This is a genomic window from Nocardioides sp. Z13_37 (assembly GCF_058355585.1).
The window spans coordinates 720,163-736,311 of record NZ_JBZGDV010000001.1 but is presented as its reverse complement, the minus strand read 5'-3'; the positions used below and the strand labels follow the sequence as shown (position 1 = coordinate 736,311).

Annotated in this window: 13 protein-coding genes; all 13 read right to left on the bottom strand. The window is 70.7% G+C overall.

Going from position 1 to position 16,149, the window contains the following annotated elements:
- Positions 1 to 683: 683 nt before the first annotated feature.
- Entirely contained in the window at positions 684 to 2,069 is a 1,386-nt protein-coding gene (locus tag AC4H2S_RS03450) for an FAD-binding oxidoreductase (protein ID WP_491495556.1), read from the bottom strand.
- A 49-nt stretch (positions 2,070 to 2,118) separates the two neighbouring features.
- Positions 2,119 to 2,907 carry an IclR family transcriptional regulator gene (locus AC4H2S_RS03445; protein WP_491495555.1) on the bottom strand — a complete coding sequence of 263 codons (789 nt, stop codon included), beginning with the start codon at positions 2,905 to 2,907 and terminating at the stop codon, positions 2,119 to 2,121.
- 94 nt (positions 2,908 to 3,001) lie between these two features.
- Positions 3,002 to 3,823, bottom strand: a complete 822-nt coding sequence (locus AC4H2S_RS03440) for a fumarylacetoacetate hydrolase family protein (protein ID WP_491495554.1) — start codon at positions 3,821 to 3,823, stop codon at positions 3,002 to 3,004.
- Between the two features lie 2 nt (positions 3,824 to 3,825).
- On the bottom strand, positions 3,826 to 5,052 hold the full coding sequence (locus AC4H2S_RS03435) for an aspartate aminotransferase family protein (RefSeq protein ID WP_491495553.1): 1,227 nt from the start codon (positions 5,050 to 5,052) through the stop codon (positions 3,826 to 3,828).
- Positions 5,053 to 5,193: 141 nt separating this feature from the next.
- Positions 5,194 to 5,640, bottom strand: coding sequence for a RidA family protein (locus AC4H2S_RS03430; protein ID WP_491495552.1), 447 nt, complete (start codon positions 5,638 to 5,640; stop codon positions 5,194 to 5,196).
- Positions 5,633 to 7,132, bottom strand: a complete 1,500-nt coding sequence (locus tag AC4H2S_RS03425) for a M81 family metallopeptidase (protein ID WP_491495551.1) — start codon at positions 7,130 to 7,132, stop codon at positions 5,633 to 5,635. Before AC4H2S_RS03425 ends, AC4H2S_RS03430 begins: the two co-directional genes overlap by 8 nt.
- Entirely contained in the window at positions 7,129 to 8,877 is a 1,749-nt protein-coding gene (locus AC4H2S_RS03420; RefSeq protein ID WP_491495550.1) for an FG-GAP repeat domain-containing protein, read from the bottom strand. The genes AC4H2S_RS03425 and AC4H2S_RS03420 overlap by 4 nt, the downstream gene beginning before the upstream one ends.
- A gap of 105 nt (positions 8,878 to 8,982) precedes the next feature.
- Positions 8,983 to 9,744: a creatininase family protein gene (locus AC4H2S_RS03415; RefSeq protein WP_491495549.1), complete on the bottom strand. Its 762-nt coding sequence runs from the start codon at positions 9,742 to 9,744 to the stop codon at positions 8,983 to 8,985.
- Entirely contained in the window at positions 9,741 to 11,189 is a 1,449-nt protein-coding gene (locus AC4H2S_RS03410) for an aldehyde dehydrogenase family protein (protein ID WP_491495548.1), read from the bottom strand. The genes AC4H2S_RS03415 and AC4H2S_RS03410 overlap by 4 nt, the downstream gene beginning before the upstream one ends.
- Positions 11,186 to 12,220 (bottom strand): Gfo/Idh/MocA family protein, encoded by a 1,035-nt coding sequence (locus tag AC4H2S_RS03405; RefSeq protein WP_491495547.1) that lies wholly within the window; start codon positions 12,218 to 12,220, stop codon positions 11,186 to 11,188. Before AC4H2S_RS03405 ends, AC4H2S_RS03410 begins: the two co-directional genes overlap by 4 nt.
- Positions 12,220 to 13,242: an ABC transporter ATP-binding protein gene (locus AC4H2S_RS03400; protein ID WP_491495546.1), complete on the bottom strand. Its 1,023-nt coding sequence runs from the start codon at positions 13,240 to 13,242 to the stop codon at positions 12,220 to 12,222. The genes AC4H2S_RS03405 and AC4H2S_RS03400 overlap by 1 nt, the downstream gene beginning before the upstream one ends.
- On the bottom strand, positions 13,239 to 15,218 hold the full coding sequence (locus tag AC4H2S_RS03395) for a dipeptide/oligopeptide/nickel ABC transporter permease/ATP-binding protein (protein ID WP_491495545.1): 1,980 nt from the start codon (positions 15,216 to 15,218) through the stop codon (positions 13,239 to 13,241). The genes AC4H2S_RS03400 and AC4H2S_RS03395 overlap by 4 nt, the downstream gene beginning before the upstream one ends.
- On the bottom strand, positions 15,218 to 16,141 hold the full coding sequence (locus tag AC4H2S_RS03390) for an ABC transporter permease (protein ID WP_491495544.1): 924 nt from the start codon (positions 16,139 to 16,141) through the stop codon (positions 15,218 to 15,220). Before AC4H2S_RS03390 ends, AC4H2S_RS03395 begins: the two co-directional genes overlap by 1 nt.
- Positions 16,142 to 16,149: the final 8 nt, after the last annotated feature.

Here is a 16,149-nt window from a genome sequence, read left to right as displayed (position 1 = left end):
AAACGGCGGACCTACCAACGCTGCCAAGGAGTCTCGACGGCACGGTGGTCGTTCACGCGCACGGACATAGGCGACGGCCTCAGTGGCGGGTACGCCGTCCAGCACGGAGGTGCAGGCTAGAGCGGTTCCTGTCCTGTCGCTGCCGCCCGTGCACGCGATCTCGACCCGCTCCGATGCCGAACGACGCGAGGCCTCGCGCATTGCGTCCTCAGCGTCGCGGCGGTCGGCGGGCAGCCGAAAGTCTGGCCAGCGGACCCATCGACTCTCCCAAGGTACGGGTGGTGGCCGTTCGGCGAGCAGGTAGATCCCAAACTCTGGATCCGCGCCCTCGGGCATTGCTCGGCGCAGACCTCGCCCTCGGACCACGCGGCCGATGGCAGCGACAAGGCTCCGGGCGCTCCCGGCTGTGCCAGGTGTTCACTCCGCGAACCTACGCCGCGCTGGTCACGAGGCGCGACCCGCTACCTGAGGACGTCGAGCAGCCCGCCCTCACCGCCGAGGACCTCTCCGTGTCCGGCGAGCTGAGCGCGCGCTCCCTGGACACAGGCATCCCCCTCATCGCGCGATCGACCAGGAACCACCGCCGTCGGCCCGACATAACCCCAGTTGTTCAACAACGAGGTCGAGTTTCCAGACTTCGCTGCGAATCTTGACAGTTCTTACGACTTGTTGAACAAGCACTGTTACAGCAGAGCCCCCGGATTGAGGATGCCGGCAGGATCCAGGGCGCTCTTGATCCGCTGGTTGAGGGCGAGTGCCTCCGGGCCGAGGTAAGCGCCGAGCCAGGGCCTCTTGAGCCGACCGACCCCGTGCTCGCCGGTGATCGTGCCGCCGAGGGTCATGGCGAGGTCCATGATGTCGCCGTACGCGAGCTGCGCTCGGGCCACCTCCTCAGGGTCAGCAGGGTCGAACACGATCAGGGGATGGGCGTTGCCATCGCCGGCATGGGCGATCACGGCGACGAGTACCTTTCGCTCCGCTTTGATCCTCTCGACCTCGCGCACCAACGATCCCAGTTGCGGCACCGGTACGCCGACGTCCTCGAGCAGCAGGGAGCCCAGCCGCTCGACGGCCGGGACAGCCATGCGACGTGCGCCGACGAACTGCTCGCCCGTCTCGGGATCGTCCGTCGAGTAGACCTCGTCCGCGGCGTGTCCGGCGCAGATCTCCTCGATCCGCGCGATTTCGTCGGCAGCGTGGGGCCCCGGCTCGTCGGACTGGATCACGAGCATCGCGGCGGCGGAGCGATCGAGCCCCATCCGCGCAACGTCCTCCACAGCGTTGATGGAGGTGTTGTCCATGAACTCCAGCATCGAGGGACGCATCGCGCGCGTGATGTCCAGGACCGTGTCGGTCGCGGCATCGAGGGACCGGAAGGTCGCGACGACCGTGGCCGGGGCCCGCTGTGCCGGGACGAGTCGCAGCACGATCCGCGTGATGATGCCCAGGGCCCCCTCACTGCCCACGAACAGCCTCGTCAGCGACAATCCCGCGACATCCTTGAGGCGCGGCCCACCGAGGTCGACTGCGACGCCGTCGGCGAGAACCACCGTCAGGCCGAGGACGTAGTCGGTCGTGACCCCGTACTTGACGCAGCACAGCCCCCCAGCGTTCGTCGCGACGTTGCCTCCGATGCTGCAGAACTCGAAGGACGCCGGGTCAGGGGGATACCAGAGCCCGTGCTCGGCGGCGGCCGCCTTGACCTCGGCGTTGAACAGGCCAGGCCCCACCGTGGCGGTCGACGTCTGTGGATCGATCTCGACGTCGCGCATGCGCTCCGTGGCGATGACCATGCAGCCGTCGACGGCCGAAGCGCCGCCGGAGAGGCCGGATCCCGCGCCGCGGGGGACGATGGCGATGCCGTGTGCAGCTGCGAACCGGACGGCGACCTGGACGTCGTCCGTCGACTCCGCACGCACCACCACGAGCGGGACACCTGCATCCAGATCGTTCGCGCGGTCCCATCGATAGTCCGCCATCCGATCGGGATCGACGATCACCTGCCCCTCGCGCAGGGAGTCGACCAACTCCGACAGGTCCGGTGCTCGACCGACGAGATCGATGTCCACTGACACCTGACTTCCCTCCTGTGGAACGTTCGCCGCGCGTCCTAGTCGCCTAGCCTCGCATCTGGTTGCCGAGCGCCCGGGCCACCTTCGCCAGACTGCGGGCCACCTCGGGGATCCGATCGACCGGGAGCCGATCGTTGGGAGCACTGATGCTGACTCCGGCCGGGAACGACAGATCCTCAATCGCCACCGCGACACATCGGCCCGACGCCTGGTTCTCACCCTCGTCGACGCCGTAGCCGAGCTCGCGGGTCCGTGCCAGCTCCTCGAGGTAGCGGTCCGGGTCGGTGATCGTCGTCTCGGTCGCCGCCGGCATGCCCGCCATCTGCAAGATGGTGCGCACCTGGTGCTCCGGCAGACTGGCGCAGATCGCCTTGCCCAGCGCCGTGGAATGCACGGCGCCGCGCTCACCGACCCGAGCGGCCAACCGCATCATGTGGGGCGACTCGGAGACCACCGTGTGCACGATCGATCCGCCGTCGAGGACACCGAGGTTGGCGGTCTCGCCCAGTTGGTCGCGCAGCCTGTCCAGCGCGGGCTTGGCCAGCTCCGCGAGCTTCTCGAGCCCTCTCGTGTCCTGCGGACGGAAGGCCGGTCCGAGACGGTAGCTCGCGCGGTCGTCACAGCGTTCGACGTAGTGCCTGACCTCGAGCGCGGTGAGGTACCGGAACGTCGAACTCTTCGGCATGCCGGTCGCCCCTGCGAGCTCGGACAGCGAGACTTCGTCCTGGCTGTTCGCAAGCGTGTCCAGGATGTCGCAGACCCGGTCCACCGCCCGAATGGGATACGCCGTCGTCCCGCTATCGGAGTCACCACTCATCGTCGCCACGTCCTTCACACGTTGACTCGCATCGTGAATGGTACCTCACTTCCGCCTGGTGAAACAGAGGACCAAAGTCCCGAGGGCCCGCGCGACCCACTCCGTCCTCCCCTCATCCGGCGCGCGCCTCGGCGTCCACCGTGTTGGTCACGGTGCCGATGCCCTCCACCCAGACGGTCACCTGGTCACCGTGGCGCAGCGACCGCTGCGGCGTCATGAACTCCCCACAGCCCCAGGGCGTGCCGGTCAGGATCAGGTCCCCCGGCTCCAGGGTGAAGGAGCGGGAACAGTGGGCGACGATGCGAGCGACGGAGAACACCATCTCCGCGGTCGAGGAGTCCTGCACCCGCTCCCCGTTGACGTCGGTCCCCATCCGCAGCCGTTGAGGGGACGGGACCTCGTCGGCGGTCACCACCTCCGAGCCCACCGGGCAGAAGGTGTCCAGGTTCTTGCCGCGGGTCCACTGGCCGTCGGCGAACTGCAGGTCCCGGGCCGAGACGTCGTTGACGACCGTGTAGCCGAGCACGTGCGAGAGCGCCTCCTCCTCGCTCACCCGGCGGGCGGTGCGTCCGATCACCACACCCAGCTCCACCTCCCAGTCGACCCGCGTGGCCAGACCGGGGTCGAACCGGATCCGATCACCGTCGCCGATCACGGTCGACGGGAACTTGGAGAACAGCAGCGGCTCTGCTGGCAGGGCCATGCCAGTCTCCCGAACGTGGTCGAGGTAGTTCAACCCGACCGCGACGATCTTCCTCGGCGTCACCGGGACCAGGCGTCGGGCGTTCCCGGGCAGCACGTCGCCGGGGGTGGCGGACGCGGCCGACACCAGGTCGCGGGCGGGAGCCTCTGTCGTTCCCAACAGACGTAGCACGTCGCCCTCCACGGCCGCGTACCGCCGAGCACCGTCGACCTCGATCGCGGTGATGCGCATGCCTAGGCCCCCTTCCTGGATCCGGCCAGAGCCGCGGGCTGCTGGGCGACCGTCGCCGCCAGCGCCTCGGCGAACGCCTCCAGGGTCTGGTCGATGTGAGCCTCGGTGTGGGCGGTCGACAGATACCACCGGCCGCCGGGCAGCACGAAGATCCCTCGTCCCAGAAGCTGTACCGTCAGCCGGTCGTAGAACTCCTGGTCGGTGGCCAGGAACCCGTCGAAGGTGTCCGCGGCGCTCACGCCGGGCGAGCACTGGAGGACCGGGCCCACCTGGCGTACGGACGCGCTCAGACCGTGCTCGGCGAAGGCGGAGCGCAGCCCGTCGGCCAATCTCGCGCCGAGCCGCTCGAACGACTCGTAGACGCCGGGGGCGGACAGCGCCTCGAGGGTGGCGCCGGCCGCGGCCAGGACCACCGGGTTGCCGTTGTAGGTGCCGGCGTGCACCACGCCGCGCTGGGTCTGGTCGATCAGCTCGGCCGAGCCCGCGACGGCGGCCAACGGGTAGCCGCCGGCGATCGCCTTGGCGAGGGTGATCAGGTCCGGCTGTACGCCGTACCGACTCACCGCTCCTCCGGGGTCGATGCGGAAGCCGGTGATCACCTCGTCGAAGACCAGGACCGTGCCGCTCTGGTCGCACAGCCGGCGGAGGCCGGCCAGGAAGCCCGGAGGCGGCTCCAGCACCCCGGAGTTGCAGAGCACCGGCTCGCAGAAGACCGCCGCGCAGTCGTTGTCGGGATCGGTCAGCACCCTGCGCACGGACTCCAGATCGCCCCACGGCACGATCACCACGTCGTCCAGGACGCTGGCGGGCTGGCCCAGACTGCCCAGCCCCAGCTCTCCGTCGGCACCGGGACGGTAGCCGACCAGGAACGGGTCGGACCAACCGTGGTAGTGCCCGGCGAACCGCACATAGCGACGGCGGCCCGTGGCTGCCCGCGCCAGCCGCAGCGCGACCTGTGCGGCCTCGGAGCCGGTGTTGGTCCACAGCAGCCGCTCCGCCCCCGGGATCCGGGCAAGCACCTGCTCGGCCACCTCCGGCTCGAGCAAGTGACCCGCCCCGTAAGTCGCCCCCCGCGGGATCTGCCGGGCGACCGCCTCGGTCAGGCCCGGGTGGCCGTGCCCCAGGATCACCGGCCCCCAGCCGAGCACGTAGTCAAGGTAGTCGTGCCCGTCGAGATCGGTCAGCCGAGCGCCGGCTCCTCCGCTGAAGAAGAGGGGGTGCGGCTTCATCTGTGCGCGCAGCCCGGTGGATACACCTCCCCCCACTGAACGCTTGGTTCGTTCCCATGCCTCTGCCGAGGCGGGCCATGAGGTGTTCGGCATCTCAGTCCTTCTGTTCCTTGGGTGGGTTGGCGGTGGCACGCACACCGGCTAGGTCGGGTCCGGGGGCTGGCGTCGCGGCGAGTACGCGACGACGTCCACCTCGAACTTGATCTCGCCCAGGCACTGCTGGATCGTCGTCCGGGCCGCGCCGGGGCGGCTGAAGAAGGTCGGGAACAGCGCGTTGTACTCGTCCTTGTAACGCGGATCCCCGAGGTAGGCACGCACCTGGACCACGTCGTCCATCCCGGAGCCAGCCAGGGCCAGGGCCTGCGCGACCTTGCCCATCGCGAAGGACATCTCCTCCGCGAACGGCCGGGGGTCGTAGGCCCCGCTCTCGTCGACGCAGGCATGCCCGGAGACGAAGACGAAGTCTCCGGCGCGGACCGCGGGGGGATACAGGTGGGGTACCGGTCCCTCCCCGATGTTCACCGCTCCGTTGGCGCGCTCGGTGGTGGTGGTGGCTCCCTGTCGGAAGGGAAGGGACGACTCAGACATAGCTGGCCTCCGGCTCGTAGGGGTACATGGGGCGCGTGCGGTGGGAGTAGCTGAACTCGTGGACGGACAGCCGGGTGATCCCCGGCGTGTCGACGACCAGCACCTCGCCGCAGACCGGCGCGTAGCCGGCCCGTGGGCCGTTGACGCCCTTGGCGACGATGGCGCGCAGTCGCGACGGGTCCAGGCCGACCGCAGTCAGCTGCGCGGGCGTGATCGGCTGCACCAGCTTCGAGGTCACCACGATCAGTACGCCGCTTCGGTCGCGGAGCGCGACCATCTTGCCGGCGTCGAAGTACCGCAGCCCTCCGTGCGCCATCCGCGGCTCCTCGTAGCGGCCGTCGGAGCGCCCGACCAGGTGGGCCCGCAGCGCGACCGGGCGGCCCTCCTGCTCGACGCTGCGGCCGCCGACCTCGACCTCGACCTGCTCGCCCGTCGTGGCGGCGTCGAGCGCGGCCACGGCCACCGGGTCGTGTATCACTACGGTCACCTCGCCGACCTCGCGGCGTACCAGCTCGGCGAGCAGCACCGTGGAGTCGCCCGGGCCTCCCCCGCCGACGTTGTCACCGACGTCGAGGACCAGCATCGGTCGCTCGTCGCGATGCGCCAGGATCCGGTCGATCGCGCTGTCCATGGCCACGCCCTCGCCGCGCAGCTCCTCCCGTCGGCTCCACACCTCGCGGGCCAGGCGACGGGCGACGTCGCCCGCGGCGTCCGGCCCCTCACGATGGCACGCGACCACCGACATCCCCATCTGGGGCACGTCGGCGTAGGGGAAGCCCTCGACGAGACTGCAGTCCAGGACGCCGTCCTCCGCCTCCAGATCGGCGGCGATCGCGAGCAGATCCGCTATCGGCCCGTGGGCGGTGTCCTGGCTGGTGATACCGACGACGAGCGGCAGCCGCTCCAGGGCCAGGCCAGGCCGCTGCCCGGACCGGATGATCTCCAGCACGAGTTCGCGGCACTCCCGGCCACGTGCACGGGCGTCCACGTGGGGATTGGTCTGGTACGGCAACAGGACGTCGAGGTTCGAGACCATCGCCTCGGACAGGTTGGCGTGCATGTCGACGACCGCGCCCACGGGCACGTCGCCGCCGACGACCTCGCGGACCCTCCTGGTGATCTCGGCGTCCGCGTCGGCGCAGCCGTCGGCGACGGCAGCTCCGTGCAGGCCGAGCAGGACCCCGTCGAAGGGGCCCTGCTCGGCGAGCATCGTCATCATCTCGCCCACGATGGCGGCGAACGCCTCGGCCGTGATCGGTCCCCGGGGGTTGACCCAGGCGCTGACCAGCGGCACCAGCCGGACCGACGACTCGAGCCCGTCGGGCTCCAGGAACCCGGCGAACGTCGTCTGAGCATCCCCGTGGTGGGCGACCAGCTCCGCTCCGCGGTGCAGGCCGCCGTCCTGGTACAGCGCCAGGTCGGCCTTCTGCGAGGAGAAGGTGTTGGTCTCGTGCCCCAGTCCGAGGACGGCGAGTGTGACGGTGGGGATCACGGCAACGTCACCGTCACCTCACGGTTGGTGCGGACCGCCTTGAGCAGCGTGCGCTCACCGGTGTGCGGGGCGATCAGCTCGACCGCCACCACCCGAGCGTCGCCGACCCCGGCGTACAGCTCGTACGGGACGCCGCCGCCGTAGCTCTCGTTGGGCGTGAACTCACGGCTGTAGACCAGGTTGCGGGCCTTCGGTCGGTTGCCGGGACGGTCGTAGATCCGCACCGTCGTGCCGGGGGCCAGGTCGGTGGTGGGCAGCTTGATGGTCAGCCAGTTGCCGTTGCGCTCGGTGCGGTTGTCGAAGTAGCGCGAGGGCAGCTCCGGGAACCACTCCGCCATGAACGAGTCGACGTCGCCGTCGCGGTCGAAGTCGCCGTTCACGCCGGTCGGCCAGTAGCGGGGAATCTTGGCGTTCTCCCACTGGCTGATCTCGGGCGTGGGCACCCGCTCGGAACCCAGTCCGGCAGGCGTGGCGAACTGCGGAACGCCGTCGGAGACGCCCAGGTGCTTGAACACCGCCGGCGTGGTGCCGTCCTTGACGGAGACGCCGGAGACGATGTCCAGCCAGCCATCCTGGTCGGTGTCGGCCAGCGTGATGTGCGCGGACTTGCTGTCGATCGCGCCGATGCCGGTCTCCGCGGTCACGTCGCGGAAGCGCGGGTTGCCGTCGGGGTCGTTGCCCTCGTTGAGGTAGATGTGGATCGGCTGCGGCCACACCGTGGTCAGCCCGGGATAGGGGTGGGCGCCGATCACCACGTCCGGCCGGCCGTCGCGGTTGAGGTCGGCGACGGCCATCCCGGCGGACTCGTCGTTCCAGCCGCCGGTGCGCATGGTGAACATGCTCGCGTCGGCCTCCGTGAAGCCCCCGGAGCCGTCATTGACGAACAGCCGTGCCCGGCCGTGGGTGGCGGCGCCGGTGGGGTCGGACTGCTTGCGCAGCGTCCCACTGATCAACAGGTCCGGTGCGTGGTCGCCGTTCAGGTCGGTCGCCGACGCGCCGAGCCCGCTGAGGTCGGCCGGCAGGCCCGAGTCGGCGGTGGCCTCCTCGAAGGTGAGATCGCCGTTGCCGAGGTAGAGCCGACTGGACGACGGGCCGAGCTGGGCCTGGTAGTAGATGTCCTCGACCACGAAGAAGTCGAGGTTGCCGTCGGCGTCGTAGTCGGCCACGGCGACGGTGCGCGCGCCGATCTCGGGCGCGACCCGGCGCGGCTCGGCGAAGCTGCCGTCCACGTTCTCCAGGACGACGACACTCTGGCCGTTGGTCGGCGGCGGCACGTTGTTCACGTACTCGTAGGGGTAGTACTGGCTCACCAGGAGGTCCAGGTCGCCGTCGTCGTCGAAGTCGGCGAAGGAGCTGCCGCTCGAGTTGCCGTCGCGCAGCTCGGGGAAGGTGTCGTCCGGGGTGAAGCCGTCCGGCCCACCCAGCAACAGCCGGTCGGGCGAGATCTCGGTGGCCCCGCGGGTGCCGAACCGGAAGAACTCGTCCCAGGGCATCTGCTGGTAGAAGCCCCCGACGTACAGGTCGAGATGGCCGTCGCCGTTCACGTCCGCGGACGCGGCGGTGTGGGCGAACATGCCCAGCAGGGGCTCCCACAGCCCCTTCTCCCGCGTCTGGTCGACCAGGACGGACTCCGTCGGCGCCGCGGGGTCATCGACCTCGGCGGCGGCGGTGGGCACGGCCGTCGCGGCCATCCCCACACACAGGGCGGGGCCGAGGATGCGGCCGACGGTTCGTCTTACTGCCATGACGTTCCTTTCATCTGGAGTTGCTCGATTGACTCGATCGACTTGAGGATCGCGGTGCTCAGGGCCGGCGGGCCCCCGCTCGTGCCCGGGCTGCGGGGGGTGCCGTCAGCCGGCGGGCGGGGACTCTTCCGCCAGAGCGCGGCAGTACTCCTCGGCGCGCTCCAGCGCCGTGCTGAGGATCCGCTCACCGCGCCCCACGCTGGCCGCGCGCGGATCTCCCCACACGCCGTCGACGGTAAGCTCGTCGAAGGCGTAGGCGGTGTCCACGAGCGCGCGCGGCGGCATCGCGTGCGGTACGTCGATACGGGCGCCCTCCGGGGTCCGCACCCGGTCCGGGCGGAGCAGCTCGGGGGCAAGCACCATCGCCAGGGACGTCTCGTTCTCGCAGGCGTGCCCGTAGGCGGCACCCGCGGTGCCTTCGGCACAGACGTCGTGGGCCAGCCTCGCCCACATCAGCGAGCCGACCCGGACCCGGTTGCGGACGCGCTGATCGCGCGCCACCAGCGACAGAGCCTCGATGTTCCCGCCGTGCCCGTTGACCACGACGACCTTGTCGAACCCCTGAGCCGCCAGCGAGTCGATGATGTCGCCGACCAGGCTGATGAAGGTGGCCGGCCGCAGCGTCACCGTCCCGGCGAAGGCCGCGTGGTGCTCGGACAGGCCGTACGGGAGCAGCGGACACAGGAGCGCCGTCCCGCCGAGCCGCTCGGCCAGCAGTTGCGCGAACCGCTCGGCGATCCGCGCATCGGTCAGCACCGAGAGGTGCGGGCCGTGCTGCTCCACCGCACCGACCGGGACGATCGCGATCCGGAAGTCGGCCGCGGCCATGTCCTCGGTGGTCAGCTCGCCCAGTACGTGCCCGCTCATGGCAGCCTCCTCGCGGGCAGCACGAACGTCTGGAGCTGGCTGAGCGCATCCAGCGTGTAGGCGCCGCCCAGCCGGCCGACGCCGCTGCGCCGGCCGGAGAATCCGCCGAACGGCGTGTGCGGCTGCCAGGCGGTCGCCACCGCGTCGACGTTGACCATGCCGACCTCGAGCCGCCGTCCGATCTCGAGAGCCCGGTCGATGTCGTCGCCGATGATCCCGGCGATCAGGCCGAGCCGGTGGTCGTTGACCATCCGCACGGCCTGCGCGTCGTCGGCGAAGGGCACCAGCATCGCGACCGGGCCGAAGGTCTCCTCGGTGAAGGCTTCGATGTCCGGACGTACGCCGCTGAGCACGGTCGGCTCGTAGAACAGCTCGGTCGCGGCTCCTTCGAGACGCCGCCCGCCCGCCACGGCCACCGCACCGCCGTCCAGTGCCTCGCGCACGTGCCGCTGGACCTTCTCCAGGACTGCCGCGTTGTTCAGGGGACCCATCTGGGTCGTCTCGTCCAGCGACGGTCCGACGCGGCGATTCCTCGCGGCCTGCGCCAGCGCGTCACGCAGGTCGTCGTGGATCGACGCGTGCACCAGGATGCGCTCGGTGGAGCTGCAGATCTGGCCGGCGTTGGCGAAGGCCGCCTCGGCGAGCGCCTCCGCCGCCCGGGAGATGTCGGTCTCCGGCAGGACGACCGTCGCGTTGTTGCCACCAAGCTCCAGCAGCAGGGGCTTCGTGCCCGCCGACCGGGAGATGGCCTCACCGGTCTCCGGGCTTCCGGTGAAGCCGACAGCGCTGACACCGCGATGGCCGACCAGCGCCGCCCCCACCGAGCCGCCGGTGCCCGTCACCAGGTTGACCGCTCCTGCCGGGAACCCGGCCTCCTCGATGCACCGTAGGATCCGGTCGGCGGTGACCGGGGTCAGCTCCGAGGACTTCCACACGATGGCGTTGCCCATCGCGAGCCCGGCGCAGAGGTACTCGGTCGGGATCGTGGCCGGGAAGTTCCACGGGGTCACCACCGCGAGCACCCCATGCGGCCGGCGTCGTACGACGATCGCGCGGGCCGGATCGTCGCTCGGCAGGATCTCCTCGGTGCGATGGCGGACCAGCTCGGCGGCGTCGCGCCACATCTCCACGGCCGCCGCGACCTCCCCCCTGGCCTCGACGATCGGCTTGCCCTGCTCAGCGGCCAGGTCTCGCGCGATGGACTCCTGCTGCTCGCTGAGCAGATCGGCCACCTGGACGGCGAGCCGCGCCCGGCCCCGCGGACCGAGCTCGGCCAGCGCCGCGGTCGCCTCCCACGCGGCGGTGACGGCGGCGTCCACGTCGGACGGGGACGCACACGACATCCGCGCCACCAGCTCGCCGGTGGCGGGGCTGCGGACGTCCATGGTCGCGCCGTCGGCGGCCGGCAGGCGCTTGCCGCCGATCGCCAGCAGGATCTCTCTCATCGTGCTGTCTCCTCCAGTCGAATGCGGGTTCCGCTCAGTGCCGATCGCTCGATGGCGAGGGCGGCTCTGACCGCCTCCGTCCCGTCGACGGCGCTGCACAGGGGTTCGCGCTCGCCACGCGCCACCTCCACGAGATGGCGGACCTGGTAGCCGATCGCTCCGGACATCCGCCCGTGCATCGTGGGCGCGTACCAGCTGTCCACCGGCACCGGGCCCGTCGCCCCCTGGACGGACAGCCCGGTGCCGCCCTGGTCGATGGTCAGGTAGCCGTGCTCCCCAATCACGCTGAAGCCGGTCAGTCCGGCGCCCAGGGACGCGTCCGGCAGCACCCAGCCCAGCATCGAGGTCCCGTGGGCGCCCGAGGCGAATCTCAAGCACACCGAGTACAGGTCGTCCACGTCGAAGCCCTGGGAGCGCAGCACACCACCGCTACAGACCGCGTCGACCGCGGCGATGTCCCCGGCGAACCACCGGGCGATGTCCATCTCGTGGGTGCCGTAGTAGAGCGGGACGCTGACCCGGCCTCCCAGCACCTGCTGGTCCGCGAGCAGTCCGATCCGCTCGCTGCGGATCGCCAGGACGCGACCGATCCGCCCGTCCGCGACCGCCGCCCGGGCCGCCGCGTAGCGCGGCTCGAACCGGAGGATGTGACCGGCCAGGACCGGTACGCCGGTGGCTGCCGCGGCGTCCCGGATCTCCTCGGCCGTCGCGACGTCGTGCGCGAAGGGCTTCTCGACCGCGACCGGGAGCCCGAGCCGGATCGCCTCGAGCGCGGCATCGCGATGCAGGTGGTCGGGCGTGCAGACCACGACCGCGTCCACCCCTGGGTCGGCCAGGGCGTCGAGCCCGGTGGCCCACCGTGCTCCGCAGGCGTCGGCGACCCTCCTCGCTCGCTCAGCGTCGACGTCGCAGACCGTCACGACCCGAGCGCCGTCGTGATCGGCCAGAGCCCGCACCCACCGCGTCCCCATGAACCCCAGGCCGACGACGGCCACGCCGACCGGAGCCGAGCCACCTGTCACCGACGCCATCAGCGCACCCGCCCGAGCGTGTCTGCCGTGGCACTCCCGGTGTCGCCTCGCGCCTCCATCGACGCCAGCTCCTCGGGCCCGAAGTGACACGCGGCCATGCCGCCGCCGGCCCGCGCAGTGAGCGCCGGCCGCTCGGTGCGGCAGATGTCCTGCGCGAAGGGACAGCGCGGGTGGAAGGCACAGCCGGTGGGTGGATCGAGTGGGTCCGGCGCGTCGCCGCGCACCTCGATCCGTGGCCGACCGCGCCGGGCGATGGTGGGCACGGCGTCCATCAGCACCCGGGTGTAGGGATGCAGGGGCCGATCGTGCACCGCCCCAGCCGGCCCCACCTCCACGATCCTGCCCAGGTACATCACAGCGATCCGCTGGCACAGGAACCGCACCACGTCGATGTCGTGGGAGACGAACAACAGGGCGAGCCCTCGCTCGCGCTGGAGCTCGGCGAGCAGGTTCAGGATCTGCGCCTGGACCGACACGTCGAGCGCCGAAACCGCCTCGTCGGCGACGATCAGCGACGGATCGAGCGCCAACGCGCGGGCGATGCCCACGCGCTGACGTTGTCCGCCGCTCAGCTGTCCCGGGAGCTTGTCAGCGGTGCCGACCGGCAGCCCGACGTCGCGCATCAGCTCGGCGGCCCGGCGAAGTGCGGCCGACTTGTCGCTCACCGTGCGATGGATGAGCATCGGCTCCGCGACGATCCGGCCGGCCTTCATGTGCTGCGGAAGACTCGCGTAGGGGTCCTGGAACACCATCTGCACCTGCTGCCGGTAGGCCGCCTCGTCGATCTCCTGCACCGGCCGCCCGTCGAACAGGATGTCGCCCGCCGTGTGCTTCTTCAGTCGCAGGATGGTGCGGCTGAGCGTGGACTTGCCACAACCGCTCTCGCCGACCAGTCCCAAGGTCTCTCCCGGCTGGATGGTCAGGTCCACATCGTTCACCGCGTGCACCGTGACCGACGCGCGCAGGCCACGCCGCACGGTGTAGCGGGAGTCCACTCCTCGAAGCTCGAGCAGGGGGGTCATCGCAGTCCCACCTTCCCCTTCGTCTGCTCGCTCTCGCTCTCCGGCGCGTGCAGGTGGCAGGACACCGTCCAGTCCGGCGCATAGTCCACGGCTGATGGGGCGACACTGCGGCAGATGGTCATCGCCGCTGGGCAGCGGTCGGCGAACGCACACCCCTGCCGGGTCGTCGCCGGATCCGGCAGGTCGCCGGGGATGGTCGCCAGCACGCCGTCCGTGGATCGGATGGCCCCAGGAGCAGAGGCCAGCAGCGCACGGGTGTACGGATGCGCCGGACTCGCCAGCACGTCCTCGGTGCGTCCGGACTCACAGACCTCGCCGGCGTACATGACGACGATCTCGTCGGCCACCTCGGCCACCAGCCCGAGGTCGTGGGAGATGAGCACCACGCTGGTGCCCAGGTCGTCGCGCATCGAGGCGATCTGGTCGAGGACCTGCGCCTGGGTGGTCACGTCCAGCGCCGTCGTCGGCTCGTCGGCCAGGAGCAGGTCCGGAGCCGTCAGCATCGTCATCGCGATCATCACCCGCTGGTTCTGCCCACCGCTCAGGCGGAACGGATGCTGCGCCATCACGTTCTCCGGATGGCCGAAGCCCACCTGGCGGAGCGCCTCGACCGACCGCGCGACCGCCTCCGACCTCGACACCTGTTGGGCGCTCCGGAGGGCCTCGACGAGCTGGAAGCCGACGGTCAGGACAGGGTTCAGCGAGCTGGACGGGTTCTGGAAGATCATCCCCAGCCGACGTCCACGCAGGGGCCGAAGACTCGCCTCGGAGGCGCCGACCAGGTCGACTCCGTCGAACCGGACAGCGCCGTCGGTGATGGCTCCGCCGCCGGAGAGCAGCCCCATCACGGCGTAGGCGGTGACCGACTTGCCCGAGCCGCTCTCTCCCACGATGCCGACGATCCGGCCACGCCGCACCTGGAAGGAGACGCCGCGCACGGCCTGCACCGGTCGTCCGTCGCGCCCCGGGAACTCCACACGCAGGTCGCGGACGGCCAACACCACGTCGGCATCGATGTCGATGTCGGGGCCGGCGGGCGCACCCGGTCGACCGGTCGCCTCGCGGGCGGCACGGGCGGCGGCACGGCGGGTCCGGCCGGACCGGCGGCGGCGCTCCCGTGGCTCGGCGGCCAGATTGATCGCGAGCACGGCGAGCATGATGGCCACGCCCGGCAGCACCGGGAGCCACGGCGAGCTCTCCATGTTCTGTCGCCCCTCGGCGAGGATCTGCCCCCAGGAGACCGCCGGTGCCGTGAGGCCGAAGCCGAGGAAGCTCAGCGTCGACTCCATGATGATCAGGTGGCTCAGGTCCACCAGCGCCACCGGGGGGACCACCGACCGGACCTGCGGCCACACGTAGGTCGTCATCTGCCGCAGCCGGCTGGCACCCAGCGTCCGCGCGGCCAGCACGTAGTCCTGCGAGCGCTCGGCGAGAACCCGGCTACGCACCACCCGGGCGTAGACGATCCACGCGGGGAGACCCAGGACTAGGATCAGGTGGATCGGCCGCCGATCGGTCATCATCCCGAGCACGACGATGGCGACGAGGATGAACGGCAGTGCCAGCTGGACGTCTCCCAGGCGCATGAGCACCGTGTCCACCACCCTGCCCAGGAAGCCGGCCGCCATCCCGGTGACGACGCCCAGGCTGGCCCCGAGGAGCATGGCGAAGACGCTGATCACCACCGACGAGCGGGCCCCCAGGAGCATCCGGGACAGCACGTCGCGGCCGAGGGAGTCGGTGCCGAACGGGTGCGACCAGGTGCCGCCGTCCCATACGGGCGGGCGCAGGGTGCCGGCGATGTCCTGGGCGTGCGGGTCGTGGGGCGCCAGCCACGGGGCCAGCGCGGCCACCAGGAGCAGGGCCACGATGCCGATCCAGCCCACTAGCCGCAGTCCCCGCGGTGCCCCGCGCTGCCGGGTGCCGGTGGTGGCGGGCGCGGCCACTCCCTCCGCCTGCTCGATCAGGGCGCTCATCAGGTGTTCTCCGCTCGTACGCGCGGGTCGAGCACGCTGTAGGTCAGGTCGACCAGCGAGTTGACCAGGACGAAGGTGACCGCGGCGACCAGCACAGCTCCCTGCACCATCGGGAAGTCTCGGGAGTTGAGGGAGTCGACGGCCAGCTTGCCGATGCCCGGCCAGTTGAAGATGACCTCGATGACGTAGGAGCCGGCCAGCACCACGCCGAGCTGCATCCCGATCAGCGTGACGAGGGGCAGTGAGGCCACCTTGAGCACGTGGATGCCGACGATCCGGGGGGATGCGATCCCGCGGGCCCGCGCCGCCCGGACGTAGTCCTGGTCCAGCGTCTCAAGGAAGGACTGCCGCACGGTCCGGATCAGGATCGGGGTGAGCACCACCGTCATGGTCGTCACGGGGAGGACGAAGCTGACCGGGCCGGTGAAGTCGACAGCGGGAAGCCAGCCGAGGTTCACCGCGAAGATCAGCACCAGGATCACTGCCAGCCAGAAGTTCGGCGTCGCCTGCGCGAGGGCGACGTACACCTGGACGCATCGGTCCCACCAGGACCCCGCGGCCAGGGCCGAGGAGATCCCGAGCACCAGCGACAGCACGGTCGAGCACGCGATGATGGCGATGGCCAGCATGATCGTGTTGGGCAGCGCGCCGAAGACGATGGAGCTCACGTCATACCCGCCGAGGTAGGAGCTACCCAGATCGCCGCGGAGCACCTGACCCAGGAAGCGGAAGAACTGGACGATCACGGGATCGTCGAGCCCGAGCCGCTCGCGGGTCGCCGCGATGGTCGCCTCCGAGGCGTCGGCGGAGTTCAACAGCCGGGCCGGGTCGCCGGCCAGTCGCAGCAGGAAGAACACGAGCGCTACGACGGCCAGGGCGACCGCGATCATCTGTGCCACCCGGCGCAGGATCAGTGACAGCATCGGTGGGT